Source organism: Streptomyces sp. Ru73, assembly GCF_002920575.1.
Taxonomy (GTDB): domain Bacteria; phylum Actinomycetota; class Actinomycetes; order Streptomycetales; family Streptomycetaceae; genus Streptomyces.
In genome coordinates this window covers 12,729-36,839 of the sequence record NZ_PQSQ01000055.1, presented here as the reverse complement: position 1 = coordinate 36,839, position 24,111 = coordinate 12,729, and the positions used below count along the sequence as shown (strand labels likewise).

24 protein-coding genes and 1 tRNA gene are annotated in these 24,111 nt (G+C 71.0%); 11 read left to right on the top strand and 14 right to left on the bottom strand.

Annotated elements, in window-relative coordinates; all coding sequences use genetic code 11:
• Nucleotides 1–18: 18 nt before the first annotated feature.
• The 4 genes from C3486_RS22515 (at nt 19) to C3486_RS22500 (ending at nt 3,795) form a co-directional block, all read left to right on the top strand.
• Nucleotides 19–345, top strand: coding sequence for a hypothetical protein (locus C3486_RS22515; protein WP_103834561.1), 327 nt, complete (start codon nt 19–21; stop codon nt 343–345).
• Nucleotides 332–1,786 carry a pyridoxal-dependent decarboxylase gene (locus C3486_RS22510; protein ID WP_103834560.1) on the top strand — a complete coding sequence of 485 codons (1,455 nt, stop codon included), beginning with the start codon at nt 332–334 and terminating at the stop codon, nt 1,784–1,786. The genes C3486_RS22515 and C3486_RS22510 overlap by 14 nt, the downstream gene beginning before the upstream one ends.
• Nucleotides 1,783–3,018, top strand: a complete 1,236-nt coding sequence (locus C3486_RS22505; RefSeq protein WP_103834559.1) for a cupin domain-containing protein — start codon at nt 1,783–1,785, stop codon at nt 3,016–3,018. The genes C3486_RS22510 and C3486_RS22505 overlap by 4 nt, the downstream gene beginning before the upstream one ends.
• Before the next feature lie 69 nt (nt 3,019–3,087).
• On the top strand, nt 3,088–3,795 hold the full coding sequence (locus C3486_RS22500; protein ID WP_103834558.1) for a type 1 glutamine amidotransferase domain-containing protein: 708 nt from the start codon (nt 3,088–3,090) through the stop codon (nt 3,793–3,795).
• Nucleotides 3,796–3,925: 130 nt separating this feature from the next.
• On the opposite strand, the gene C3486_RS22495 is transcribed toward C3486_RS22500, so the two are convergent.
• The 9 genes from C3486_RS22495 to C3486_RS22460 form a co-directional block, all read right to left on the bottom strand.
• Entirely contained in the window at nt 3,926–4,645 is a 720-nt protein-coding gene (locus tag C3486_RS22495; RefSeq protein ID WP_103834578.1) for a leucine-rich repeat domain-containing protein, read from the bottom strand.
• A 50-nt stretch (nt 4,646–4,695) separates the two neighbouring features.
• A complete protein-coding gene (locus C3486_RS22490) occupies nt 4,696–5,403 on the bottom strand; it encodes a maleylpyruvate isomerase family mycothiol-dependent enzyme (RefSeq protein WP_103834577.1) in 708 nt (235 codons plus the stop codon).
• Nucleotides 5,404–5,554: 151 nt separating this feature from the next.
• Nucleotides 5,555–5,716 carry a hypothetical protein gene (locus C3486_RS37405; protein ID WP_181138650.1) on the bottom strand — a complete coding sequence of 54 codons (162 nt, stop codon included), beginning with the start codon at nt 5,714–5,716 and terminating at the stop codon, nt 5,555–5,557.
• A 79-nt stretch (nt 5,717–5,795) separates the two neighbouring features.
• Nucleotides 5,796–5,869: transfer RNA gene (locus tag C3486_RS22485), tRNA-Met, on the bottom strand.
• Nucleotides 5,870–5,953: 84 nt separating this feature from the next.
• Nucleotides 5,954–6,841 carry an LLM class F420-dependent oxidoreductase gene (locus C3486_RS22480; protein WP_103834557.1) on the bottom strand — a complete coding sequence of 296 codons (888 nt, stop codon included), beginning with the start codon at nt 6,839–6,841 and terminating at the stop codon, nt 5,954–5,956.
• A 232-nt stretch (nt 6,842–7,073) separates the two neighbouring features.
• Nucleotides 7,074–8,033, bottom strand: coding sequence for a PDR/VanB family oxidoreductase (locus tag C3486_RS22475; protein WP_103834556.1), 960 nt, complete (start codon nt 8,031–8,033; stop codon nt 7,074–7,076).
• Nucleotides 8,030–8,290: a hypothetical protein gene (locus C3486_RS22470; RefSeq protein ID WP_308461261.1), complete on the bottom strand. Its 261-nt coding sequence runs from the start codon at nt 8,288–8,290 to the stop codon at nt 8,030–8,032. The genes C3486_RS22475 and C3486_RS22470 overlap by 4 nt, the downstream gene beginning before the upstream one ends.
• Complete coding sequence (locus C3486_RS22465) at nt 8,287–9,369, bottom strand: aromatic ring-hydroxylating dioxygenase subunit alpha (protein ID WP_103834555.1); 1,083 nt, start codon at nt 9,367–9,369, stop codon at nt 8,287–8,289. Before C3486_RS22465 ends, C3486_RS22470 begins: the two co-directional genes overlap by 4 nt.
• A 221-nt stretch (nt 9,370–9,590) precedes the next feature.
• On the bottom strand, nt 9,591–10,352 hold the full coding sequence (locus C3486_RS22460; protein WP_258052940.1) for an IclR family transcriptional regulator: 762 nt from the start codon (nt 10,350–10,352) through the stop codon (nt 9,591–9,593).
• A 473-nt stretch (nt 10,353–10,825) separates the two neighbouring features.
• On the opposite strand from C3486_RS22460, the gene C3486_RS22455 reads away from it, so the two are divergent.
• The gene (locus tag C3486_RS22455) at nt 10,826–11,431 is read left to right on the top strand and encodes a bifunctional 2-polyprenyl-6-hydroxyphenol methylase/3-demethylubiquinol 3-O-methyltransferase UbiG (protein WP_103834554.1); all 606 of its coding nucleotides are present in this window, start codon (nt 10,826–10,828) and stop codon (nt 11,429–11,431) included.
• Nucleotides 11,432–11,571: 140 nt separating this feature from the next.
• Here the strand turns inward: C3486_RS22455 and C3486_RS22450 are convergent, their stop codons facing one another.
• From C3486_RS22450 to C3486_RS22435, 4 genes are all read right to left on the bottom strand, one after another.
• A complete protein-coding gene (locus tag C3486_RS22450) occupies nt 11,572–12,756 on the bottom strand; it encodes a beta-ketoacyl synthase N-terminal-like domain-containing protein (protein WP_103834553.1) in 1,185 nt (394 codons plus the stop codon).
• Nucleotides 12,757–12,831: 75 nt separating this feature from the next.
• Nucleotides 12,832–13,944 carry a methyltransferase gene (locus C3486_RS22445; protein WP_146075037.1) on the bottom strand — a complete coding sequence of 371 codons (1,113 nt, stop codon included), beginning with the start codon at nt 13,942–13,944 and terminating at the stop codon, nt 12,832–12,834.
• 114 nt (nt 13,945–14,058) lie between these two features.
• Nucleotides 14,059–15,240, bottom strand: coding sequence for an oxidoreductase (locus C3486_RS22440; protein ID WP_219822239.1), 1,182 nt, complete (start codon nt 15,238–15,240; stop codon nt 14,059–14,061).
• Nucleotides 15,241–15,502: 262 nt separating this feature from the next.
• Nucleotides 15,503–15,850 (bottom strand): hypothetical protein, encoded by a 348-nt coding sequence (locus tag C3486_RS22435; protein WP_146075036.1) that lies wholly within the window; start codon nt 15,848–15,850, stop codon nt 15,503–15,505.
• 418 nt (nt 15,851–16,268) lie between these two features.
• Here C3486_RS22435 and C3486_RS22430 point away from each other — a divergent pair, with 418 nt between their 5' ends.
• Nucleotides 16,269–16,838 carry a DoxX family protein gene (locus C3486_RS22430; protein ID WP_103834549.1) on the top strand — a complete coding sequence of 190 codons (570 nt, stop codon included), beginning with the start codon at nt 16,269–16,271 and terminating at the stop codon, nt 16,836–16,838.
• Nucleotides 16,839–16,979: 141 nt separating this feature from the next.
• Here C3486_RS22430 and C3486_RS22425 read toward each other — a convergent pair whose 3' ends face one another.
• Nucleotides 16,980–17,873, bottom strand: a complete 894-nt coding sequence (locus C3486_RS22425) for a LysR family transcriptional regulator (protein ID WP_103834548.1) — start codon at nt 17,871–17,873, stop codon at nt 16,980–16,982.
• Between the two features lie 330 nt (nt 17,874–18,203).
• Between C3486_RS22425 and C3486_RS22420 the strand changes: the two genes are divergently transcribed.
• The 5 genes from C3486_RS22420 (at nt 18,204) to C3486_RS22400 (ending at nt 24,104) form a co-directional block, all read left to right on the top strand.
• Entirely contained in the window at nt 18,204–19,544 is a 1,341-nt protein-coding gene (locus C3486_RS22420; protein ID WP_103834547.1) for an MFS transporter, read from the top strand.
• A gap of 88 nt (nt 19,545–19,632) precedes the next feature.
• Entirely contained in the window at nt 19,633–21,285 is a 1,653-nt protein-coding gene (locus C3486_RS22415) for an amidohydrolase (protein ID WP_103834546.1), read from the top strand.
• A 276-nt stretch (nt 21,286–21,561) separates the two neighbouring features.
• Nucleotides 21,562–22,269 (top strand): hypothetical protein, encoded by a 708-nt coding sequence (locus tag C3486_RS22410; protein ID WP_103834545.1) that lies wholly within the window; start codon nt 21,562–21,564, stop codon nt 22,267–22,269.
• Nucleotides 22,270–22,329: 60 nt separating this feature from the next.
• Entirely contained in the window at nt 22,330–23,826 is a 1,497-nt protein-coding gene (locus tag C3486_RS22405; protein WP_103834544.1) for a YHS domain-containing protein, read from the top strand.
• 23 nt (nt 23,827–23,849) lie between these two features.
• Nucleotides 23,850–24,104, top strand: coding sequence for a toluene-4-monooxygenase system B family protein (locus C3486_RS22400; RefSeq protein WP_103834543.1), 255 nt, complete (start codon nt 23,850–23,852; stop codon nt 24,102–24,104).
• Nucleotides 24,105–24,111 lie beyond the last annotated feature (7 nt).

Genomic DNA, 24,111 nt, shown 5'->3' with positions numbered 1-24,111 from the left:
CATCCGGAGGAGAACAGCATGACGTTCAACGTTGTCGAGACCTGGTACCTGAACGACGAGGCCGCACAGCGCGCCACCGAGACCATGCAGATCATCGACGATGCCATCGGTGACAACGCGCACCACCACGCCGGCTGGGCCGGGCACGCGACCTTCCTCCAGGACACGGCCGACCCCGGCGTCGTCACCTGGATCTACCCGTGGCGCAGCGAGTCGGACCACCGCGACCTCCTGAAGACCGAAGAGGCCCTCGTGCAGCCGCTCATCGCCAAGTACTGCACCCGCCCGCGCACCATCCGTTACGCGACCGCACTGCCGGTGGAGGTCGAGCATGACCACCACTGAGCCGCCGCTGGGTGACTGGACACCGCAGGACCTGGAGGACAACGGCCGCATCCTGCTGTCCTACCTGCGCGAACACTTCGAGACGCTGCGGGCCAGACCGGTCACCACGCACCGCCCGGCGCGCGAGATACATACGCTGGTCGACGAGCCGCTGCCGGTGGAGCCGCAGCCCTTCCCCGACGTCCTCGACCAGACGTGGAACGACGTCCGGCCCCACCTCACCCTCTGGAACCACCCGCGCTTCCACGCCTATTTCGCCAACAGCTCCAGCGGGCCCGCGATCCTCGCCGAGATGGCCACGGCGGCGCTCAATGTCAACGTGATGCTGTGGGACGCGGCACCGGCCGCAGCGGCCGTCGAGACGACCGTACTGGGCTGGCTCGCCGACATGCTCGGCTATCCCGCGGACGGCGACGCGGTGCTCGTCGACGGCGCTTCGCTCGCCACGCTGTACGCGCTGGCCGCCGCCCGTGAACGCCTCGCCGGCCTGCAGATTCGCCAGCACGGCATGGCCTCGGCCCCGCAGCTGCGGATCTACACCTCCGACCACACGCACAGCAGCGTCGACAAGGCCGCCATCACCCTCGGCATCGGCCTGGACAACGTCGTGCACCTCCCCGCGCGGCCCGACGGGAGCCTCGACCCCCGTGCCCTGGACGAGCACATCCGCCAGGACCTGCGTGCGGGGTACCGGCCCATGGCGGTGGTCGCGACCATCGGCACCACCTCCACCGGAGCGGTCGACCCGCTCGGTGAGATCGCCGAGGTGTGCGCTGCACACGGCGTATGGCTGCACGCGGACGCCGCGTACGGCGGTTTCTGGCGGCTCACGGACCGGGTACGCGGCCACCTGCCGGACCTGGACGTGGCCGACTCGCTGGTCGCCAATCCGCACAAGGTGCTGCTGTGCCCGATGGAGGCCAGCGCACTCTTCTGCCGCCACCCGGAAGCCCTCAGCAACACCTTCCGGCTCGTTCCCGAATACCTCACCACCCGGCACGAGGACGGCAGCGTCGACTTCATGAACTACTCCCTCCAACTGGGGCGGCAGTTCAGGGCGTTGAAGCTGTGGTGGATCATCAAGTCCTTCGGCAGCCGCGGCATCGCCGACCGGCTCACCGCCGCGTGCGACATGGCCGACCAACTGCGCAAGGCGGCCGACAACACGCCCCACTGGCGGGTGGAGAACGCCCACTCACCGTTCCCGCTGGTGTGTCTCCGGTACGCGCCGCCCGGCCTCACCCCCGAGCAGACCGACGACCTGAACCGGCGCATCCACCACCGGATCAACGAGCACGGCCGCTCGTACGTCTCCCACACCGTCCTGAGCTGCGGATACGTCATCCGGGTCTCCATCGGGAACATCCACACGCGCCAGGAAGACATCGACGGGCTGTGGCACGAACTGACCACCGCCGCCGCGGAAGGAAGCGCCGCATGAGCACTACTGCGGAAGGAAACGCGCGCCGGACGAACCCCACAGCGGCCGACCCGGGCACCTTCGCCGAGCGGCTGGGGGAGTTCTACGCCATCGGGCGCTGGGCCGCCGTCAACGACGACCTGCCCTGGTCGCCGGCGCCCCGTTCGGTCCCCTGCATGTGGCGGTACGCGAACCTGCGGCCGTTCGTCCTGGAGGCCGCCGAGTTCGTCAAGGGCGACGCGGCGGCGCTCCGCGTCCTCACCCACCTCAACCCCGGCCACCGCGGCGACGAGGCGGCCTGCGGGCACCTGTACTCCGGCCTGCAGGCCCTCAAACCGCACGAGTCCATGACGTGCCACCGGCACGCGGCGTCCGCCATCCGGTTCGTGCACGAGGGCGAGGGCGGCTGGACCGCCGTCGACGGCGACCGCATCCGCGTCAGCGCCGGGGACGTCGTCGTCACCCCCGGCCGGCTGTGGCACGAGCACGGGAACGACGCCGACGACGGCCTGGTGATCTGGCAGGACTGCACCAACGACCCGCTGGTGAACGCGCTCGGCGCCAACTTCTTCGAGCTGCATCCCGACAAGACACACCTCAAGTCGACACCGCGGAAGGACACCCTCGCGACCTGGGGCGGCCTGCTGCTGCCCGACACCCGCCGGGGCCGCGAAGCCTCACCGCTCTACTCCTACCCCTGGGACAAGTGCTACGAGGCGCTCACGGCGGCACGCGCGGCCGGCCACCACTCCCCGTACGACGGTGTGATCCTCGACTACACCGACCCCGCGACCGGCGGCCCGGTCACCCGCACCATCGGCAGCAAACTCCAGCTGCTCGGCCCCGGTGAACACACCGCGACGCACCGCCACACCGGCGCGGTGGTCTACGTCGTGGCGTCCGGCCGCGGGACGACCCGCATCAACGGCACGGACTTCGACTGGTCGGCGGGCGACACGTTCTGCGTCCCCTCGTGGGCCTGGCACTCCCACACCAACCGGGACCCGTCCGACGAAGCGGTGCTGTTCTCGTACAACGAGTTCCCGCTGATGGAGAAGCTCGGCCTGTACGTCGAGGAAGCCGCCGACGACGTGAGCGCCGTGGCGGAAGGACTCGTCAGGGCCACCGCCCTCGAGAAGGGCATCACCGGGGCAACTCCCTGCGCGAAAACCGCCGCCGGGGAAGGCCCCGCGGAGGAGAGCACGGCCGGGGAGAGCCCCGCCGGGGAAAGCACCGCCGAACAGGACCGCTGACCGACCGCCTCCGGCGGCGCCCCGCCCGTGCGGGGCGCCGCCGGCCCATGACCACGCGGAGAAGAGCCCATGACCGACATCCTGATCGTGTTGTCCGCCGCCACCCAGATGCCCCTCCTCGACGGCAGCTCACGCCCCGTGGGCTTCTGGCCGGAAGAGCTGGTGGAGCCCCACCGCATCTTCACCCGGCACGGCTTCACCGTCACCTTCGCCACGCCCGGAGGCCGGCCCGCCGCCCCCGAGCCGGCCGGCCTCACCCCCGAGGGCACCGGCATGACCGACGCCGAATGTGCAGAACTCCGCCGTACGGTCGAGGACTTGCGGCCGCGGTACGAGGCTCCGGAGGCCCTGGACCGTCTGACCGCCGACTCCTTCGACGCCGCGTTCATCCCCGGCGGTTACGCCCCTCTGGTGGACCTGTGGGCCGACCCCGCCTGCGGCAGCCTGCTGACCGGCCTCCACCGCGCCGGAAAGCCGATCGCCGCGGTCTGCCACGGCCCCGCGGCGCTGCTGTCGTGCACCTCGTCCACCGAGCCGTGGCCCTTCGCGGGCCGCGTGATGACCGCCTTCTCGGACGACGAGGAGAAGGAGGTCGGTCTGCTGGCCGAGCTCCCGTGGACCGCGCAGAAGGCCCTCACCGACCGAGGCGCGGAATTCCGTACCGGCAGCCGCCCGTGGGACGCCCACATCGTCCAGGACGGCACCCTGCTGACCGGCCAGAACCCCGCTTCCGCCGGCCCGCTGGGCGAGCAGCTGACCAGCCTGCTGCAGCCGTAGCCGAGCCGGGAGCCTCAGTCAGTCAGCAGCAGCAGCCGTCCGGAGCGGCCGGCAAGGACTTCCCCCCTTGCCGCCCTCCCGCTCCGGACGGCCAGGCAGCTCCTGTGCCACCGAGCCCTGACGGGTGGTCCTACAGCAGCACAACGCACCCGCGCCCTTCCAGCTCGTTCAGCACACGCTGCGGCGGCACGCAGTCGTTCCAGCGCAGATCGAGCTTCTCCAGCGCGGGCATCCGTACGACCCACTCCGGCAGCTCAGCGATGTGGTTGCTGCGCAGGTCGAGCTGCCGGAGCCGTGGAAGGCCGGCCAGGGCATCCGGCAGCTCGGCGAGTGCGTTCTCGCGCAGCTCCAGGTGCCGCAGTTCACGCAGGTCGGCGACCGAGGGCGGCAGGCTCGTGAGCGCGTTCCCCCGCAACCAGAGCTCGCGCAACGCGCGGAGGCGGCCGATGCTGTCCGGCAGCCCGGTCAGCCGAGCGTGCTGAGCCCGAAGCTCGATCAGGCCCGTCATCCGGCCTGTCGTCCCGGGCAGGGCGGTGAGCGGGTTCTCGCCGACGTTGAGGTACCGCAGCCGCGTCAGGTTCCCCAGTGTGTCCGGAAGCCGGGACAGGCGGTTGTCGTGCAGGTAGAGACAGCCGCTGAGTCCGGCGAGGTCACCCAGCGCATCGGGCAGCGAGGTGAGCCTGTTGTGTCCGAGGTCCAAGGTGTGGAGGCTGCGCAGCTCCCCGACCCTGGAGGAGAGCGCCGTGAGCCCGTTGTCCGCCAGGATCAGCACCTGCAGCTCGGTACGCTGCCAGACCGACTCGGGTACCTCCCCGAGGTGCTGACGCCAGAAGTTGAGTGTGGTCTCCAGAGTCTTGCCCCCTCCGTGTCCCCGCCGGGGATGCTGGCATACGGGACCGCTCAGATCCAGAAGGGCGCCGCCGGGACCTCGTCCGCTCCCCTCACGGTGAGCCCCGTACCGGAGGAGCGGCCGCTGAGCCAGCCGAGGAGGTCGGCCTGCCGCCCGCTGACGGTGGGGCCGCCGGTCCCGAGGGCGTGGACGAGTCCGGTGTCGGTCGCCTCCAGACGCAACGGCGGGGTGTCCGGCCGCCGGGCGAGTGCCTCGACGATGTCTCCGACGATCCACCGGACGGCGTCGGCCGGTATGTCGCGGAAGCCGTAGCCGGCGTCCAGGTCGGCGTGGTGGATCTCCAGTTCCCGCAGCCGGGTGGGGAGCAGGGTCGCGGGCGTCCGCAGCTCGCCGGTACGCATCCGGACCTCGGCGCGCCAGGCCGCCGGCGGCAGCGTACGCACCGCCTCCTCGAAGCGGGCTGCGGTCTCCCGGACATCGGCGACCAGCTCGGCGACGGGCCGCCGCGCCCCCGCCTCGATCTCGGCGGCGCGGGCCGCCATGCTCGCGTACTGCGGCGTCTCGATCCCGGTACGGGCCCAGGAAAGCAGCCGACAGAGGCTGTCAGTGGCACGCGCGACATGGGTGACCACATGCCCGCGCGACCACGGCGGAACCAGTGTGTCCCCGGCGACCTCCGCATCACTGAGCGCGCCGACGGTAGCGACGAACCGCTCCGTGGCCGCGGCAATCGCATCCAGAGCCGTAACGTCCTGCATGACACCCCCCCCGACCTGCATCCGCATAGCAGAATCATTCATCCGCATGACGAAAGTCGCTCGACTCTAAGCATCGCACTCCGATGCCGTCAACAGGCCCAGGGAGCCCGCACGTTGAAGCCATCTCCACTGCGACTCCCGCCCCGGTCGCTCACCCGGCGGTGCCTCGGCCGATCGTCCGGTGCCGGGAGACCGTCTTCGCCGGGCCGCGGCCGTAGGGGAGGGACACCGCGCGCCGTGGGGTGTCGCCGGCCCAGGTGACCTCCCCCTGCTGGCCGAGCGCGCGGACCTCGCGGTCACCCGGCTCCCGCACAGTGCGCAGCCCACCAAGCCCGGCAAGCGCAAAAATCCCTGGGCCTGCCGGAGAATCTTCCGGCAGGCCCAGGGAGCAGTAGCGGGGACAGGATTTGAACCTGCGACCTCTGGGTTATGAGCCCAGCGAGCTACCGAGCTGCTCCACCCCGCGTCGGTAGTCATCAGCCTACGCGACCCGGGCCGTCACACCTAATCGGTGAGCCGATGCCGTCCGACCGGCCGGTGCCTGAGGGGTTCAGCGGGAGGTCAGGGGCAGTGCCTCCGCCAGGCGCCGCCACTCCGCGCGGGGGATGTCGCCCAGCGGGTCGGCGGTGACGACCTGCAGCGCGACGTGGTCAGCGCCGGCCTCGAAGAACTCGTCGGTGCGCCGGCGGACCGCGTCCACGTCGCCGATGACGAACAACGCGTCGATGAGCCGGTCGCTGCCGCCGTCCTTGAAGTCGTCCTCGGTGAAGCCGAGCCGTTTGAAGTTGTTGGTGTAGTTGGGCATCGGCAGGTAGAACGAGAGGTAGTTCCGGGCCGTCTGCCGGCCGCGGGCGAGGTCGGTGTCGAGGACGACCTTGTGCTCGGGGGCGAGCGTCGCGTCCTCGCCCAGCGCCTCCCGGGCCTGTGCGGTGTACTCGACCGTGACCAGGTACGGGTGCGCGCCTGCAGTCCGGTCGCGGGAGAGCTTGAGCATCTTGGGGCCGAGTGCTGCCAGCACTCGCCGTCCGGCCGGTACGGGAACCGGTGCCTCGTCCAGCGCCGTCAGGAAGTCCTTCATCGCGGAGTACGGCCGGGCGTACGCGTCGGCGAGCTGCGCGTGGCTGACGCCCAGACCCAGCAGGAAGCGGTGGTCGTAGGCGGCGTCGGCCTCCGCGAACTGCGCGGCGACGGCGGCCGGTTCGTGCTGCCAGATGCTGAGGATGCCGGTGGCGACACGGAGGTTCCGGGTGGCCTCCAGGACCGGTACGGCGTTGGCCACGCCCGGGTTGCCCCCGAGCCAGAGCGTTCCGTAGCCCAGTTCGTCCAGCTCCGCCGCGGCGTCCGCGATCTCCGCACGGCGTCGTGCGTCGTCCGCGTACTGAGCCCCGTACGCTCCGGTCCAGATGCCGATGGTGCCGATGTCTTCAGTGACGGTCATGGTTCGGACAAGGGTGGGGGACGGGCAGCTATTCCCGCGGGCGGCGCCACGTCCGGATCGGCACCTGAACGGCGCAATGCACCACCGGTCAGTGCCGGTACCGGTCAGTGCTGGCACCGGCACTGACCGGTGGCGGTGGCAGTGCCGGTACCCAGTGCCGGGCTCGGCGCCCCCGCGCTTCGCGCCGGAGCGCCGTGCGGAGAGCCGCCGGACCCGGCCGCCCCGACCTCTGTCAGCGTTCGAGGACGAGCCTCGGGCAGCCGGGCGCGGCGCGCGAGACGCAGACGAACATCACGTCGTTGGCCGCTCGCTCGTCGGGCGTCAGCAAGGTGTCGCGGTGGTCGACCGTGCCCGACAGGACGCCGGTCTCGCAGGTGCCGCAGGTTCCTTCCCGGCAGGAGGAGAGGATCTCGATGCCGGCGTCCTCCAGTACGTCGAGGATCGACTTGCCGGCCGGTACCTGCAGGACCTGCCCGGAATCGGCGAGCTCGACCTCGAAACCCTCGGAAACGGCGTCCGGGTCGGCCTCGGGCGCCGTGAACCGTTCGGTCCGCAGCGTGCCGGCCGGCAGCGTCGCGCACCCGGTCGCCATGGCGTCGAGGAGTGGGCCGGGCCCGCAGCAGTAGATCAGCGCGCCGTCCGGGCGGCCGGCGACGATCCCGGTCACGTCGAGAAGTCCGGTCTCGTCCTGCGGGCGGACGACGACGCGGTCGCCGTACCGTGCCACCAGATCGTCCACGAAGGCCATCGAGGCCCGGGTGCGGCCACCGTAATGGAGCCGCCAGTCGGCGCCGGCGGCGTCGGCCGCGGCGAGCATCGGGAGGATCGGCGTGACGCCGATGCCGCCCGCCACGAAGACGTACGCCCCCGCCGGCTCCAGCGCGAAGTGGTTCCGCGGTCCGCGTGCCCCGACCGGGTCGCCCGCGCACAGCTTGTCGTGGACGTGCGCCGACCCGCCGCGGCCTTCCGGCTCGCGCAGCACCGCCACCTGCCAGCGGCCGCGGTCGGCCGGATCACCGCACAGCGAGTACTGCCGCACCAGCCCGTCGTCGAGCAGCAGGTCGATGTGGGCCCCGGCGGACCAGGCAGGCAGCTCGCCCCCGTCGGCGCTGCGGAGTTCCAGCAGCCGGACGTCCGCCGCGATGTCCGCGGTGGCCACGACGACCAGCTCCAGATCGGTCTCAGTGTTCACGCGTCCACCAACTCGGCGTCGGAAGAAGGTACGTCGGGGTCGGTCCCGCTGTCGCCGTGCGTGTCCGGGTGTGCCAGCAGCCAGTCCCACAGCGCGATGGGGTCGACGTCCTCGTGACTGGCGCCGCACCAGCAGTAGCCCACGAGCACATCGGTGTCGAGCTTCCACACCACCCGGTAGACGGTCCGGCCCGTGAGCATCCTGGTCGGCTCGGGCAGGTCCGCGCGTACGGGGCCGGTCGGGTCCGGGCTGCTCACGGTGCGGTCACCGCCCTCGACGCGGCCGTCGTCGCCGCGGCCGTCCTCGCCTCGCCCTGGGCGACCAGCTTGGCGAGGATCCGGCGGGCGGCCAGTCCGCCGGTGTCGATGTTGATGGACAGCTCCTGGTAGTTCTCCTTCTCGCCTTCGACCACCTCTTCGAGCACGTCGAGGGCTTCGACGTCCTGGAGGACCACCGTGCGGTTGCTGGTCGCGAGGAACTCGGAGACCTGCTCGTCGTCGAGCGCGAAGTCACGCGCGACCATCCAGAAGTCCAGCGTCTCGTGTTCGGTCGAGGGGGTGATCCCGTAGGTCACCTCGACATGGAAGGCCTGGTCGTCCGGGCCCTCGGCCGGCGGCAGGACGCCGGCCGGCGCGATCCGGCTGTGCAGCAGGTAGAGGCACGGTGCGTGGTACTCGATGTCCTGCCAGCGGGTGATCCGGCCCTTGATGCCCGTGGACTCGGAGTAGAACGGCGGGCACGCGGCGTCGTCCATGTGGCGGCTCACGTAGACGACGTTGGCCTCCTCGTCGACCTCGGTCGTGATGGGCGTCTCGGCGACCTCCGGGGTGCCGATGTAGCCGCCGTGGAGGTAGGTCTCGTGGGAGAGGTCCAGCAGGTTGTCGACCAGCAAGCCGTAGCGTGCCTTGAGCGGTTCCATGCCGCGGACCACCGTGTAGTCCGGCGAGTCCAGCCACGGCGCCCGCGGGATCAGTGCCTCGTCGGCCAGTTCCTGGTCACCGATCCACACCCACACCAGCGAGTCCCGCTCGCGGACCGTCCAGGCGGGCACGCGGGCCGTGCGCGGGATGCGCTTCTGGCCCGGCGCGGCGACGCAGCTGCCGGTCTTGTCGTACGTGAAGCCGTGGTAGCCGCAGATGATCCGGTCGTCCTTGAGGTGGCTGCGCGACAGCGGGTACCGGCGGTGCACGCAGCGGTCGGCCAGCGCGACGGCCTCGCCCTCGCCGGTCCGGTAGAAGACGAGCGGCTCGCCGCAGATCGTGCGGCCGAGCAGGCCGTCGCCGATCTCTTCGCTGTACGCGGCGATGTACCACTGGTTCAAGGGCCAACTGGGCATCGTTGCTCCTTCTGTCTGCCGCCCGGCCGGGCAGCGGTGCGGGGCCTGGTCGCGTCGCGGTGCGGGGTCCGGCCGGGCGGAAGCGGCTCGGGGCCCGGTGCGGTGACCGGGCCGTACCCCACGGTGACGGGCGCAGCCCTTCGTGGCCTATGGCACTTCCGATGTACGGAAGACATCTCGGCACCGGTCGCCTGACGGGGCCCCGGTCGCCTGATGGGACCTCAACTCCCGTCCAGCAGGCGGCGGCCATCCGACGGCCGGGCCGGTTCCCAGCCCAGGGCACGGGAGATGCTGCGGCTCGCCGCCTGTACCGCTGGGGTCAGTGCCATCGGGGTGAAGGGGCCGTCGGAGCGGACCACGACGGAGAGCGCCGCGAGCACCTCACCGCCCACGCCGCGTACCGGGCAGGCGACCGAGAACGCGTCGTCGGTCACCTGGCGGTCGCTGACGGCCGTGCCGGTACGCCGCACCTCGGCGAGCATCTTGCGGAGTTCCCCGGGGTCGGTGACGGTGTACGGCGTCCACTGCCGCAGCGGCTCGGCCAGCACCCGCTCCTGAACCTCCCCGGGCGCGTGGGCCAGCAGCACCAGCCCGACGCCGGTGGCCGGGAGGGCGAAGCGCCCGCCGACCCTGGTGAGTACGCGGACCGCGCCATGGCCGGTGAGGCGCTCCACGTACACGACCTCAAGGCCCTCACGCACGGCCAGTTGGACGTTCTCGTGGGTCGCCTCGTAGAGGTCCTCCATCGCCGGCAGCGCCGTCTCCCGCAGCGCGAGCCCGCGAGGCGCCGCGCACGCCGCCTCCCAGAGCCGGAGCCCGACCTGGTAATGCCCGCCGGCCTCCTCCAGCGCGCCCCACTCGACGAGGTCGGCGACGATGCGGTGGGTCGTCGTGAGCGAGAGGCCGCTCGCCCGGGAGATCTCCGAGAGGGTGAGCCGCGGCCGGGCGGCGCTGAAGGCCCCCAGCACGTCGAGCGTGCGCACGCTGAGTGAACGGCCGTCGCGCCCGCCCGACGGAATGCTCTTACCGGGCACCAGCGGCTCCGGAACGCTCCGGCTCCCCGCGGACCACCGCCACGGCGTCGCCGTCCCGGCCGTCGCGCACGGCCTTCTCTCCCTCGGTCAGAGCGACCATTGGTCCCTTCCTCCTCCTCCTCAGCCCGAGACGTTCGCGCGGACGCGGTCGCGCAGCGCCGTCAGGTCGACCCGGTGTACGTCCTCGCCCAGGGTCGGATCAAGAGGGTGTGCGGTGGGGGAGGTGGTGCAGATGCCAGCGGACGCTGAATTGTGAGCGACAGCGCACCATGTGCACTGTGTGAGCCCGGGGCAATACGGCGTGCGCCCCCCGACGCACCGAGCGTCGGCCGCGACGCGTCGGCCGTCATCACGGGCACCCGGTCACCGCCGTCAGCGAGGTGGTCCGGGTGGAGGTACACAGCGGACCTATTGTGGGGCGCATGAGCCGTTGGAATGAGCTGACCGGGGAGACGTCCGGTAATGAGTACGCCGCGCGGTTCACGGCGCTGGCCCGCAGTGGGAAGGACGTGCACGGCGAGGCGCGGTTCTGTGCGGCTCTCGTGCCTGCCGGAGCGCGGGTGCTGGACGCCGGGTGCGGTACCGGGCGGGTCATGATCCGGCTGGCGGAGCTCGGGTACGACTGTGTCGGAGTGGACCGCGACGCGTCGATGCTGGCAGTGGCGCGGGAACAGGCGCCGGACCTGCCCTGGTACCAGGCCGATCTGACCGAGTTCGCGCCGGACCTGCTCGGCATCGCGGCCGGCTTCGACCTCGTCGTCGCTGCCGGCAACATCTTCCCGCTGCTCGCGGAAGGCACCGAGGCCACGGTGGTAAAGCGCCTGGCCGCGGCCCTGCGACCGGGTGGCCTGATGGTCGCGGGCTTCGGCCTGGACGCAGCCCACCTGCCGGTGCCGCCCAGCATCACGCTGCCGGAGTACGACGAGTACTGCGCCGCGGCCGGCCTCACCCTCGTCGACCGCTTCGCCACCTGGGACGCCGAGCCGTACGAGGGCGGCGGCTATGCCGTGAGCGTCCACCGCCGGTGAGGAGCGCTCAGCGTCCGCATCACCAAGGGGGCCCTCCCCGGCCGGCACGCCGGATCGCCTCGTGCACCTCATGCCGGTTCGGGACGCCGGGGTGACCCAACGTCGGGCCACCCCGTAGCGCGTCGCGGCGGACGTACGCTTCAGGCTGCCTGTCCGGGAGGCGGCGGGGCATCGAAGACGGCGGCGGAGATGTTGCCGCCGAAGCCGATGCCGAGCTGCAGGGTGATTCCGGTGTCGCGTTCGATGGCGTCCCGTGCGAGCCGGGGGTGCCCGTCCGCAACCGGTTTCGGTACCGGGAGCCGGCCCTCCCGGTACGAGGCGGCCATCACCACGGTGTCCATCAGCGGTGCGGCCCCCATCGTGTGGCCGAGCAGCGGTTTGAGGCCGTAGCCCGCCGCCCGGCCGAGGTGGTCCAGCACTGCCGTGTCGGCCTGGTTGCACTCTTCGGTACCGGTGCCGTGAGCGCTGTAGTACTCCACCTCGGACCGCTCGGTACCGGCGGCGGCGAGCGCGTCGTCGACGACGCGCAGCATCTGGACGTGGTCGGGCTTGATCGCCACCGGGTGGTAGGCGTCATTGCCGAGCGTCGACGACAGCAGCCTGGCGTACGGGCGGGCCGTGGCCGAACGGCTGAGCACCACGGCGGCTGCCGCTTCGCCCAGTACGAAGCCGCGGGAGCCCGACTGGAAGGGCCGGCACACCGCTTCCGGCGGAGCGTCGTGAATGAGCGGGCCGAGCGAGGCGAACAGCGTCATTTCCTCACCGTCGAACCCGATGTCGGCCGCGGTGACCACCACATCGGTCGCATCTCCGCAGTCCAGCAGCCGCTGTGCCACGGCCAGCGCGTGCAGCCCGGACGAACAGGCCGCGCTGACCACGAGGGAAGGGCCGGAGAACTGGTGCCGGATCATGGCCATGCCCGGCGGAGTGGTCCACGCCTGCTCCACGTACGAACGCCGCGGGCTGACGGATCCGGGGTCCAGATAACGGGTCCGCATGAGTTCGAGGTCGGCGCGGGTCGTCGAGTGCACGATCGCCACGCGCTCGCCGGGCTCCCAGCCCGCGTCCCGCGCGTCCTGCAGCGCCTCGTCAACAGCGGCGGCGTAGGCCCGTGCGTACCGTGACGTGCCGCTGTTCTCGCGCGCTGGGCCCTCGCCCTCCGGGACCCGGGCGAACCAGCAGCCCTCCGGGAACCGGCCGCCCAGCTCATGCCACTGCTGGGCGGCGGGACGGCCACTGGACAGGCCGTCCCACATGGTGTCGATTCCCCAGCCGTAGCCGGTCACCGCACCGATGCCGACGATCGGTATGCCTGTTCTGAACATGTCGCACCTCGCTGAACGGGTTGAACGTGGGCCTCGAGCTGATGACTTCTGTTGTCGAGCCGGGGGCGGCCGGGTCTATGCGGTCCCCGGTACCGGGCCGGTCCCCGGTACTGAGCCGGTCTCCGGTATCGGGCCGGTCTCCAGGACCGCTTCGAGGACGCTGACCGCTGAGTCGGTGGGGACGACCTTCCGGAGGCGGAGCCCGGCCCGGGCCAGCAGGTCCGCGTACTCCTGCGCGGTGCGTTCACGGCCGGTGGTGAGCGTGACCATCGCGAGGTCCAGCACCTTGCCGGGGTGCGGCTCGTCGCCGGCGGGCAGCACCATTTCCACCACGAGCAATCGGCTGTGCGGGGACATCGCCGCCGCACAGGAGCGGAGGATGCGCACGCAGGCGTCCTCGTCGCAGTTGTGCAGGATGTGCGACAGCAGGTACGCGTCGGACCCGGGCGGCACCGTGTCGAAGAAACTGCCGCTCTCGGTGACGCAGCGATCCGCCATGCCGGACGCCTGGATGTACTCACGGGCGTGCTCCGCGCCCTCGGGCAGGTCGAACAGCACGCCGGACAAGTGGGGGTGTTCGCGGAGCACGGCCAGCAGCAGGGTTCCGACGCCGCCGCCGATGTCCGTGACGTGCCGGGCCCAGGAGAAGTCGTACGCGCGGGCCACGGCCGCCGGCTCGGCACCGTGCACGGCAATCATCATGCGGTCGAACGCGGCGCCCCTGTCAGGACGTTGCCGCAAATAGTCGAACCAGGGCAGACCGAGGGCGAGCTCCGTCCCCGTCCGCTCGGTGGTCAGCCGCTGGGGGAGGACGGTCAGCGCGTCCCAGATGGGGCCCTGCAGGGTGAGCACCATGTCACGGGTGCCGCTGGGGTGGCCGGTGCACAGCGTCTCGCCGACAGGTGTCAGCGCGTAGGCCGGCTCGTTCCTGTCCCCCTTCTCCTCCCCATCCCCGGACTCGGGGGAGGGGACGGTACGCAGCACGTCGGTGCTCGCCACCGCCCGCAGGACCTGGTGCAGCGAGCCGGCGCGTACGCCGGTCTTGTCCGCCAGGGTGCGGCAGGACAGCGGCCGGTCGCTGAGCAGGTCGGGGATGCCGAGCGAGGTGACGGCATAGAGAGCGCGGGCCATGAAGACGTTGAACATCATGTCCTGGATACCGCGTGGTGCCGTTTCGGCTGCGGGCACAACTGTCTCCCTGCTGTAGTGGGGCGGGTTGCTGCAGGCGGGCCGAGCTCCCGCCGTGACCGGTCGCCGTTGGGGCGTGTGAGGGCGTGTCAGGGACTGTCAGGGGCCGGCGCGTCAGATGAAGTCGGTGATGTTCTCGACACCGAGCACCGCGCGCCCGAACACCTCCTTGTTGACCACCGGGCTGGCGAACGCGTGCCGGCCGGCCGTCTGGATGTCGCGGACGATGCCGCCGAGCGGGCTCGCCTCGGCGAAGGCCGAAGCACCGTGCGCGGAGACCAACAGGTCGACCGCCTCGCAGCACTGGGCCACCACATGCCCGAAGTGCAGGCGGACCCGGGCGCGGAAGACGGCATCGGGGTACGTCCCGACGGCGGCGTATGCGTCGATGGCGTCGGCCGCGCTGTGTGCCAGTGCGGTGGCCGCGTCCACCCGCGCCGTCGCCTCGGCGACAGCGAGCTGGAACGCCGTGGAGTCGCTGCGCCTGCCGTACGCCGTGAACGAGATGCCGCGGGTCGACGCGTCCGCGGAGACGAGTTCCAGCGCGGCGCGAGCCATCCCGATGTAGGGACCCATCATGTGGGTCACCAGGGTCGGCAGGAACGCCGACCGGTACCGGGGGCTGCGGGACGCGGCCCCCTGGAATGCGGCATCGCCGCGTACGGCCGGCATCACGGACAGCACACGGTGATCGGGTACGAAAAGACCCTCGCCGGAGAGGGTGTTGCTGCCAGTGCCACGCATTCCCGTGGTGAACCAGGTGTCCTCGACGTGGAGTTCGCTCATGGGGATGAGAGCGAAACCGAGATCATCGTGGTCTGCGGCCTCGCCGGCGAGGTGCTCCGCCGCAGCTTCAGCGGGCAGGGGGAAGCCGAGCATCGCCCACTGGGCGTGTGCGCTGCCCGAAGCGGGGCTCCACCGGCCGCTGATCCTCCATCCCCCGGGGACGCGGCGCGCCGTCGCGCTGGGAGCGAAGACCGAGCACACGTGTGTGTCCGGCCCGGTCGCGTACACCTCCGCCTGGCCGGCCTCGGGAAACAGCCCGGTCAGCCAGTCACCGCAGCCGAGGATCCAGTGCACCCATCCCGCGGACGGGTCCCCCTTCGTCACCTCGATCGTGGTGTCCACCATGGTGCGCAGGTCGCATTCCGATCCTCCGAACCGCTTCGGCACCCACATCCGGGACAGCCCGGCTCCGGCGAGCCCGGCCATCACCTGATCGGTCAGCCGGCGTTGTTCGTCGCCCGTGAGGCGATGCCGCGCCAGCAGTTCGCGGAGTGCCGTGGCACGGCGCACGAACCCTGTTCCCGACGGCATTGGTGCATTCGACACGGCCTCGGCGGAAATCATTGCTGTCTCCACAGTGCTCAGCGTTTCCCCTCTTCGCCACGGACTTCGCCACGGAATTTCCCGCGCAGCGAATACAGGGCCTCCGCGCGGCACCGGACATGGAAATCGACAGCCCTGCCGGACAGCCCGGGGAGGGCCGCTGATGCAGCGGCTTCCCCGGACCGGCCGGCACGACGACATGCCGTCGAACGGACGGCACGTCAGGACATCAGCCGCCGAGTGCGCCCACGGCGGTTCCCACGACGGGGGAGAGGACATCGTCGGCCATCTGCCCGTGGACCTTGAGGTTGCCGGCCGGATCGGTGAGCATGCTGGTCACCTCCCACGTGGGGTCGCTCAGGTGGTACATCTCCAGGTGGTGCCACAGGGCGCCCGCCGACTCACCGACCGGGCTCGTGAGACCGCCGGCCGGCGCCTTGTCGTGCGCCGAAGCGGTGCCTGCGCCCGCGAAGCCGGCGATCACACCGGCGGCCACCACAGTCCCCGCGGCCCGCGCCAGCCGCCGTCGGGTGTGCGAGGGGCGGCCGGTCCGTGTCCTGCTGGAAGAAGCAAACATGAACTCTCTCTTTCTACGAGCGGGTTTCCCTGAGCGGGTTTCTGCGGGTGGATTTCTGTGGGCTGGTTCCGCCTTCGCCCTCTGGGGCTTGTTGAAGAGTTCACCAGCTCGTCGGCGGCCCGGAGTTTCTCGGCAGTTGCCTGTCGATGAAAGCTGAATCACCACGCCAATTCCCCGATACTGAGCTGCAGTTGACGTGAACGGCATCGCAACGACATGGCGCGGAAACGGCGCTGTTGCCCGCTAAGAGGGTGGCGGCGAAGAACAAGAAAACCGATGCCCGCATTCATGGCCGCTCGCGGGGAGGTGTCGTGAAGTGAGCACCGACAACGGTTTCGAGTGGTTTCGCCGGCATCCGTCCCATGACGGCACGCAGAGATCAGCAGCCAGGCCCCGTCCGACACAAGGAGCTCCGCTCATGCCCCTCACTCCAGCCGCTCTCGACGCATCGGCCACCGGCGCCGAGCCCACGGCCACCACGTCCCGCGCTCCCGCGACATCCCCGCACGCGTACGACACCGGGCTCCTGCTGCTCCGAGTCGTGCTCGGACTGACCATCGCGGCGCACGGCTCGCAGAAGCTGTTCGGCTGGTTCGGCGGTCCCGGCCTCGACGGCATCGGCGCGGCCTTCACCGGCATGGGCTATCCGGCGGGCAGGGCGATGGCCGCGGTCGCCGGAACCACCGAGATGCTCGGGGGACTCGGTCTGGTACTCGGCTTGGTCACCCCGCTCGCGGGAGCCGCCGTCTTCGGCACGATGGTCAATGCCGTCGTCGTGGACGCGAACGGCGGTTTCTTCCTGCCCAAGGGCGTGGAGTACGCGTTCCTGCTGGCCGCCGGCGCCGCGGCCCTGGCCCTGACCGGTCCCGGCCGGTACGCCGTCGACCGGATGCTCCCCGGACTGCGCGCGCACCGCCTCGCACACGGGGCGGCTGCCCTCCTCCTCGGCGCCGTACTGGCGGCCGCGACGCTCCTGAGCCGCCACTGAGCGGGCGGCGCCGAACAGCCGCCGCCCGCCCGGCGGTTTCGTAGTGGCTGTTTCTGCGAGCGGGCCCGCCGCTCCCGTCAGCGGGCCCGCCGCGGGAGCCGGTGTTCCCCGGGGACGTCCGGTCCAGTCGGCGAACCGGTTTCACAGTCCCGGGAAGCGGCGGATGCGATGGGCGAGATGGGTGCGGAGGCCGTCGATCAGTGCGGGGAGGGCCGAATGGGCGTAGTGGGAGGCGTCCCACCCGGCGTAGAGGGGCACGGTCAGCGGGGCGTCCGGTGTCTGCACGATCAGCTCCCTGAGGCCGAAGCGCGCGTCGTCGGTGACCAGGCAGACGCCTCGGCCCCGCGCGGCGAGCGCCTGGGCGAAGGCCGCTGAGCCGGATTCGGTGACGGCGGCGGGGGTGAGTCCCGCCCGGCTCACCGCCTCGTCGACGACCAGCCGTGCCACGTTCGAGCGGGACATCAGGATCAGCGGCTCGGTGACCAGCTCGTCCAGGGTGATCGTCGTGCGGCCGCTCCAGGGGTGCTCGGCGGGGACCTGGGCGATGACGGGGGTGCGGCCCAGGAACGCCGACTTCAGGGGAGCGGGGGCCGGGGTGGTGGAGATTCCGAGGTCCGCGTCGCTGCGCAGCATGGTGTCGAAGACCTTGCTCGGCTCCTCCGAGATCGCGTCGTGCAGGGCGAGGCCCGCTGGGTCGTCGCCGGCCATGAACGGTGCCAGCAGGTAGGCAACGGTGGAGGGGGAGGCGACCACGGTGAGCGCGGCGCCCTCGCCCCGTGCCATCGCCGTCATCGTCTCGGCGGCCTGCTCGGCCCGGCGCACCAGATCCTGCGCGATGGGGCGGAAGCGACGCCCGGCGGCGTTCAGTGTCAGGGAGCCGGGCCGGCGCGTGAAGAGGGCGACGCCCAGGTCCCGTTCCAGGGCGCTGAGCTGGCGGGAGAGGGACGGCTGGGCGATGTGGACCCGGCGGGCCGCTGCCGTCACCGACTCGGCCTCGGCGACGGCGAGGAAGTACCGCAGTACCCGCAGTTCCATGACGACCTCCCGGACACCTTGAAGGCGCCGCGCCTCGAAGGTGCCGTGTCTCGAAGACGCGTGCCTCGGAGGCCCCATGCCTCACAGGCATGGGGATCGTACCAATCAAGTATTAGACGGCATGGGTGGCCGGACCCAGACTGTGTGTGTCCCGACAACCCGTCCGTCCTGGCTCCTTCGCCGAAGCCCGCCCGCGTGCCGCCGTACGGAGGCATCCCGCCCCGGAGGCCCCGCCCCGGAGGCATCCCGCCGCCCGGTCGCGCCCCGTCACCCGGCCGTGCCCCACCGCCCGGGCGCCCCGGCGAAGGCTCCGAATCCGCCGGAGGCCCCATGAACGCTCCCTCCCACGCCGCTGCCGCCGGCAAGACCCGTGCGACGCGGCAGGCCCGTCGCGCCGGTCTCGCCTCGTTCGTCGGCACGGCCATCGAGTGGTACGACTTCTTCATCTACGGGACGGCCTCCGCGCTGGTCTTCGGCAAGCTCTTCTTCCCCGACGTGTCACCGGCCGCCGGCGTGCTCGCGTCCTTCGCGACGTTCTGGGTCGGCTTCCTCGCCCGGCCGCTCGGCGGCATCGTCTTCGGCCACTTCGGCGACCGGATGGGCCGCAAGGGCACCCTGGTCACCACGCTGGTGATGATGGGCGCCGCGACCTTCCTCGTCGGTGTGCTGCCCACGCACGCGCAGATCGGGATCGCCGCGCCGTTCCTGCTGGCGCTGCTGCGCGCCGTGCAGGGCATCGCCGTGGGCGGCGAGTGGGGCGGCGCGGTCCTGATGGCGTCCGAGAGCGCGCCGAAGGGGCGCGGTTCCTTCTACGCGATGCTGGTGCAGCAGGGCTCCCCGGCCGGGGCGATCCTGGCCACACTGGTCTTCCTCGGCGCGGGCACGCTGGACGACGCGGCCTTCCTCGCGTGGGGCTGGCGCGTGCCGTTCCTGCTGTCGGGCGCGCTCGTCGTGGTCGGCCTCGTGATCCGGCTGAAGGTCGAGGAGCCGGGCGACTTCGAGCGGGTCAGGGAGCGCGGTGACGTGGTGAAGCTGCCGATCGCCGAGGTACTGCGCACCGCCTGGCGGACCGTGCTGCTGGCCATCGGCGCCTCGGTCATGGGCATCTCCGCCGCGTACTTCACCAACACCTTCGTGCTCTCCTGGACCACCAACGAGCTGCACATGGACCGCCAGACGATGCTGTACGTCCTGCTGGCCATCTCCGTGGTGCAGTTCCTGTGGCAGCCCATCGCCGCACTGATCTCCGAGCGGGTCGGCGAGACCCGGTTCATGGTGTGCTCGCTGCTGGCCAACGTCGTCGTCGCCGTACCGATGTTCCTGCTGATCAGCACCGCGCGGCCGGTGCTCGCCTTCCTCGGCATCGCGCTCGGCATCGTCAGCGGCTCGGGGTACTACGCTGTCCTGGCCGGCTTCCTCGCCCGTGCCTTCCCCTCCCGGATCCGCTACACCGGCATCTCCCTCTCCTACCAGCTGTGCTCCACCCTCATCGGCGGTACGACGCCGCTGGTGGCCCAGGCCCTGCTGACGTCCGGCGGTGGCTCCATCTGGCCCGTGGTCGGGTTCTACGCGGTCCTGCTGCTGCTCACCACGGCGTGCGTCGCCGCACTGTCCCGCAGCACCGGCCGGGGTGCGTACGAGGAGCCGGCCGTCGCCGCGGCCACCGCCTGAGGATGCCGCACCAGACCTCCGGCGGCCACCGTGCCGACCCGCCGTCCGCGGTGGCCGCCGGCCCCCACCCAGCAAGGAGTTGACTTTCGTGCGCCTCGACGCCGTGTTCCGCAACGGCCGCTTCACCACTCTCGACCCGGAGCGGCCCACCGCACGCGCTCTCGGTGTCCTGGGCGGCCGGATCGCCGCCCTCGACGAAGAACTGGAGGGATGCACCGCCGACGCCGTCATCGACATGGGCGGGGCACACGCCGTGCCCGGCTTCAACGACGCCCACCATCACCTCAGCCTCGTCGGCAAAGGGCTGCGTGAACTCGACCTGTCGTACGAGGCCGTGCCCACCCTCGACGCGCTGTACGCGGCGGTGGCCGAGCGCGCCGCGGCCCTGCCCGCCGATGCCTGGATGCTGGGGGCCGGCTACGACCAGAACAAGCTCGGCGCCCATCCCACTGCCGAGGCGCTCGACAAGGCCGCGCAGGGCCGCCCCGTATGGCTCGTGCACACCTCGCACCACATGGGCGTGGCCAGCACCGAAGCGTTCCGCCGGGCCGGCTGCACCGGCCTCACCGCCGTACCCGACGTGCCCGGCGGCCATGTCGTACGCACCGCCGACGGGCGGGCGGAAGGGCTGCTCCAGGAGACCGCGATGCAGGTGGTCGAGCGGGCGCTGCGCCCGGAGCCCGCGAGCGAGTGGACCGCCAACATCGCCACCGGGGCCCGGGCGGCCCTCGCGGTCGGCCTGACCAGTGTGACCGAGCCGGGCATCGGTGTCACCGACGGCATCGGCAACGGCCCCGCCGACCTCGACGCGTATCTGCGGGTCCGGGAGCGCGGGGAGCTGGGCGTGCGGATGACGGTCATGCCGTACATCACCGCGCTGCACGACTGCGGTGTGTTCGAGCCGGAGTCCCGCTGGTACGGCCTGGACCTCGGGCTGCGCACCGGCTTCGGCGACGAGTGGCTGCGCATCGGGCCGACGAAGCTGATGTCGGACGGTTCGCTGATCGGCCGGTCGGCCGCGATGTGCTGCGATTACCACGACTCGCCCGGCAACAGCGGTCTGCTCCAGCACGAGCCCGAGCGCATCCGCCACTACATCACCGAGGCGCACCGCTGCGGCTGGCAGATCGCCACGCACGCGATCGGGGACGCGGCCCTGGACATCGTCCTGGACGCGTACGAGGAGGCCCAGCGGCTGCACCCGCGCGCCGACGTCCGCCACCGGGTCGAGCACGCGGCGGTGACCAGCGCCGCACAGGTCGCCCGGATCGCCGCACTCGGGCTGATCCCGGTGCCGCAGGGCCGTTTCCTGTCGGAGATCGGCGACGGGCTGCTCACGGCCCTCGGCCCTGAGCGGAGCCAACGGGCGTACCGCATGCGCGCGTTCCTCGACGCCGGCATCGAACTCCCCGGCTCCTCCGACGCGCCCGTCGTCGCCGCCGACCCGCTCCTCGGCATCCACGACATGGTGAACCGGCGGACCGCCTCGGGCGCGCCGATCGCCCCGCACGAGGCGGTGACGGCGTACGAGGCCCTGCGCGCGTACACGGTCGGCTCCGCCCACGCGGTCCACGAGGAACACCTCAAGGGCACCCTCACCCGCGGCAAGCTCGCCGACTTCACCGTCCTCAGCGACGACCTCCTCGGGGTGCCCGCGGAAGCCCTCGCCACGCTGACGGTCGGCGCCACGGTCGTCGGCGGACGGATCGCCCACGACGCGGGAGCCCTGACGGCCTCCTGAGCGCCTCGACGGCGTCCTGATCCGTTTCGCGGTGCGGGGCGGCGGCGGGCACGGCCCCTGCCGCCCTGCCCACTCGCCTCGTTCACACCCTGCCTGACCAGCCACAACACCACCTCGTACTCCCGAGTGGCACCAGCTCCACCGTTCGTTGTACGAAGCGCGCACTGTCACTGACGTGACGCGTGGCACAGCATCTTCGGCAGGAGTTCAGCGGGCCTCCCGGGGCCTGCCACCGACTCTTCATCCAGTGGTTTCAACGGGGAGCCAGGAGGCGCCATGGGTACAGCACTGCATCCCCCGCAGCTGATCACCAACTCTCGAACCCTGTACATGGTGTGGATTCCCGCGGACCCGGACGCCGTCGGCAAGCTGGTACCCGACGGGCTCACCCCGGCCGAGGACCGGTCGTGCTACATCAACCAGTACGTCGTCGAGGGCGCGGACCAGACGTCCTCCAGCGGTTCGGCCGAGCCGTTCGGCGCCTACTCGCTGACCTACCTCGGGGCCAACCTCGCCGGCCTGGACACCGAGGACGGCGTACCGGGCCGGTGGTGGACCCACTACCACAACAGCTCGGACGTGATGACGGCCTACGCGGCGGCCCACGGCGTCCCCACCGGGGAACCCGGCACCACCACCCTGGACCTGGACGGCGACACCCTCGTCGCCACCACGGTGATCGGCGGGCGCCCCGTCATCCGCACCACCGCCCGGGTCACCCTCGGCACACCGCAGCGCGCCACGGGGCAGCTGCGCTACCTCACCCGCCGCGACGGGGAGTTCATCAGCGGCCGTTACCCCTACGTCGCCGATCTCGCCGAGAGCTTCGAGGTGCTCTCCTTCGAATTCCTCGACAAGGATCACCCCACCTACCAGCTCCGGCCCGCCGATCCCCTCACCGTGACCTTCGGCTTCTACGCCCCCTCCATGGCCTTCTGCTACCCGGGCGGGGAAGGCCCGCTGGGCTCCGAGCACGGCAGCTGACCCCGTCGTCCGTCCGTACCGACCTCCCCAGAACCCTCAGCAACTCTCCAAGGAGCAAGCATGGCTCTGCTGGAACGCTCGCAGTGGTACGACATCGCGCGCAGTACCGAATGGACCCCGCGCTACGTGACGCAGGACGAACTCTTCCCTCCGGAACTCAGCGGCGGCGAGGGCCTGCCGGACGACATCTGGTCCTCCTACGACGAGCCGTACAAGATCAGCTACCGCGAGTACGTCGACATCCAGCGGCAGAAGGACGCCGGTGCCTACTCCGTCAAGGCGGCGCTGGAGCGGTCCGACCTCTACAACAAGGCCGACCCGGGCTGGATCTCCATCCTGAAGGAGCACTACGCCGCGGTGGCGCTGGTGGAGTACGGCGCCTCCTTCCAGGAGTCCCGCTTCGTGCGCTGGTCCAAGGCGCCGGGCATGCGCAACATGGCCACCTTCGGCATGCTGGACGAGATCCGGCACGGCCAGATCCAGCTGTTCTTCCCGCACGAGTACGTCAACAAGGACCGGCAGTTCGAGTGGTCCCACGCCGCGATGTGGAGCGACAACTGGGTCGCGCTCGGCGCGCGGCACTTCTTCGACGACGTGATGATGACCCGCGACGCGCTCTCCACGTCGATCTTCGCGAACTTCTCCTTCGAGACCGGCTTCACCAACCTGCAGTTCATCGGGCTCTCCGGGGACGCGGCCAACGCCGGCGACTTCACCTTCTCCAAGCTCATCCAGAGCATCCAGTCCGACGAGGCCCGGCACGCCCAGCTCGGTACGCCGCTGCTGCAGATGCTCATCGAGAACGGCCAGAAGGAGGAGGCGCAGAAGAAGATCGACATCGCGTTCTGGCGCTCCTACCGGCTGTTCACGATCCTGTCGGGCATCCCGATGGACTACTACGTGCCCCTGGAGGTCCGGGAGGCGTCGTTCAAGGAGTTCATGGAGGAGTGGATCGTCACCCAGTTCATGCGGTCCCTGGAGGACCTGGGGCTGTCCAAGCCCTGGTACTGGGACATCTTCCTCCGTGACATCTCCGAGCACCACCACGGGCAGCACCTGGGGACCTACTCCTGGCGGCCGACGCTGTGGTGGGACCCGGCCGCCGGCGTGAGCCCGGAGGAGCGGGACTGGCTGGAGGAGAAGTACCCCGGCTGGAACGACACCTTCGGCAAGGTGTGGGACGTCATGATCGACAACTTCGTCCACGGCCGGACGGAGAAGACGGTCCCCAACACACTGCCGCTCATCTGCAACGTCTCCCAGCTGCCAATCGTCGGCACCCCGTCTCGGACGCTGCGCGACATCTCCCTGGTGCACGAGGGCCGCCGCTACCACTTCGCCTCCGAGGTGGACAAGTGGATCTTCGAGGACGACCCCGAGCGCTACCGCCACCACAAGAACCTCGTCGACCGCTTCCTCGGCGGCGACATCCAGCCGGCCGACCTCGGCGGCGCCCTGGAGTACATGGGCCTGGGCCGGGTCGGTCCCGGTGGCGACGACGCCCACGGCTTCGCCTGGCTCGACAGCTACCGCAAGCAGCTCGCCACGGCCGGCTGAGCTGCGGACAAGGAGTTTCCCCCATGTCACTGATCCCTCTGGCCGCGCACGTCGACGGCGACTTCGTCCTCAAGCTGGTCCAGGTCGACACCGGCCACACCATGGACGAGGTGGCCGCGGCCGCCGCCGCCAACGCCGTGGGCATCCACGTCCCCGAGCAGCCCGGCCGCACGATGCGCGTCCGCAAGCAGGGCGCGACCGCTCCGTACGCGCGCACCGACACCGTCGGGAAGGTCGGCCTGACGCCCACCGAGTGCGTCGAAATCTACTTCGAGTGAGGAGGAC

What these genes read in the sequence shown, in the direction of transcription:
- C3486_RS22515 (WP_103834561.1), top strand. Translation starts at nt 19, where the DNA reads ATGACGTTCAACGTTGTCGAGACCTGGTACCTGAACGACGAGGCCGCA.
- C3486_RS22510 (WP_103834560.1), top strand. Translation starts at nt 332, where the DNA reads ATGACCACCACTGAGCCGCCGCTGGGTGACTGGACACCGCAGGACCTG.
- C3486_RS22505 (WP_103834559.1), top strand. Translation starts at nt 1,783, where the DNA reads ATGAGCACTACTGCGGAAGGAAACGCGCGCCGGACGAACCCCACAGCG.
- C3486_RS22500 (WP_103834558.1), top strand. Translation starts at nt 3,088, where the DNA reads ATGACCGACATCCTGATCGTGTTGTCCGCCGCCACCCAGATGCCCCTC.
- C3486_RS22490 (WP_103834577.1), bottom strand. Translation starts at nt 5,403, where the DNA reads ATGCAGGACGTTACGGCTCTGGATGCGATTGCCGCGGCCACGGAGCGG.
- C3486_RS22480 (WP_103834557.1), bottom strand. Translation starts at nt 6,841, where the DNA reads ATGACCGTCACTGAAGACATCGGCACCATCGGCATCTGGACCGGAGCG.
- C3486_RS22465 (WP_103834555.1), bottom strand. Translation starts at nt 9,369, where the DNA reads ATGCCCAGTTGGCCCTTGAACCAGTGGTACATCGCCGCGTACAGCGAA.
- C3486_RS22455 (WP_103834554.1), top strand. Translation starts at nt 10,826, where the DNA reads ATGAGCCGTTGGAATGAGCTGACCGGGGAGACGTCCGGTAATGAGTAC.
- C3486_RS22450 (WP_103834553.1), bottom strand. Translation starts at nt 12,756, where the DNA reads ATGTTCAGAACAGGCATACCGATCGTCGGCATCGGTGCGGTGACCGGC.
- C3486_RS22435 (WP_146075036.1), bottom strand. Translation starts at nt 15,850, where the DNA reads ATGTTTGCTTCTTCCAGCAGGACACGGACCGGCCGCCCCTCGCACACC.
- C3486_RS22430 (WP_103834549.1), top strand. Translation starts at nt 16,269, where the DNA reads ATGCCCCTCACTCCAGCCGCTCTCGACGCATCGGCCACCGGCGCCGAG.
- C3486_RS22425 (WP_103834548.1), bottom strand. Translation starts at nt 17,873, where the DNA reads ATGGAACTGCGGGTACTGCGGTACTTCCTCGCCGTCGCCGAGGCCGAG.
- C3486_RS22420 (WP_103834547.1), top strand. Translation starts at nt 18,204, where the DNA reads ATGAACGCTCCCTCCCACGCCGCTGCCGCCGGCAAGACCCGTGCGACG.
- C3486_RS22410 (WP_103834545.1), top strand. Translation starts at nt 21,562, where the DNA reads ATGGGTACAGCACTGCATCCCCCGCAGCTGATCACCAACTCTCGAACC.
- C3486_RS22405 (WP_103834544.1), top strand. Translation starts at nt 22,330, where the DNA reads ATGGCTCTGCTGGAACGCTCGCAGTGGTACGACATCGCGCGCAGTACC.
- C3486_RS22400 (WP_103834543.1), top strand. Translation starts at nt 23,850, where the DNA reads ATGTCACTGATCCCTCTGGCCGCGCACGTCGACGGCGACTTCGTCCTC.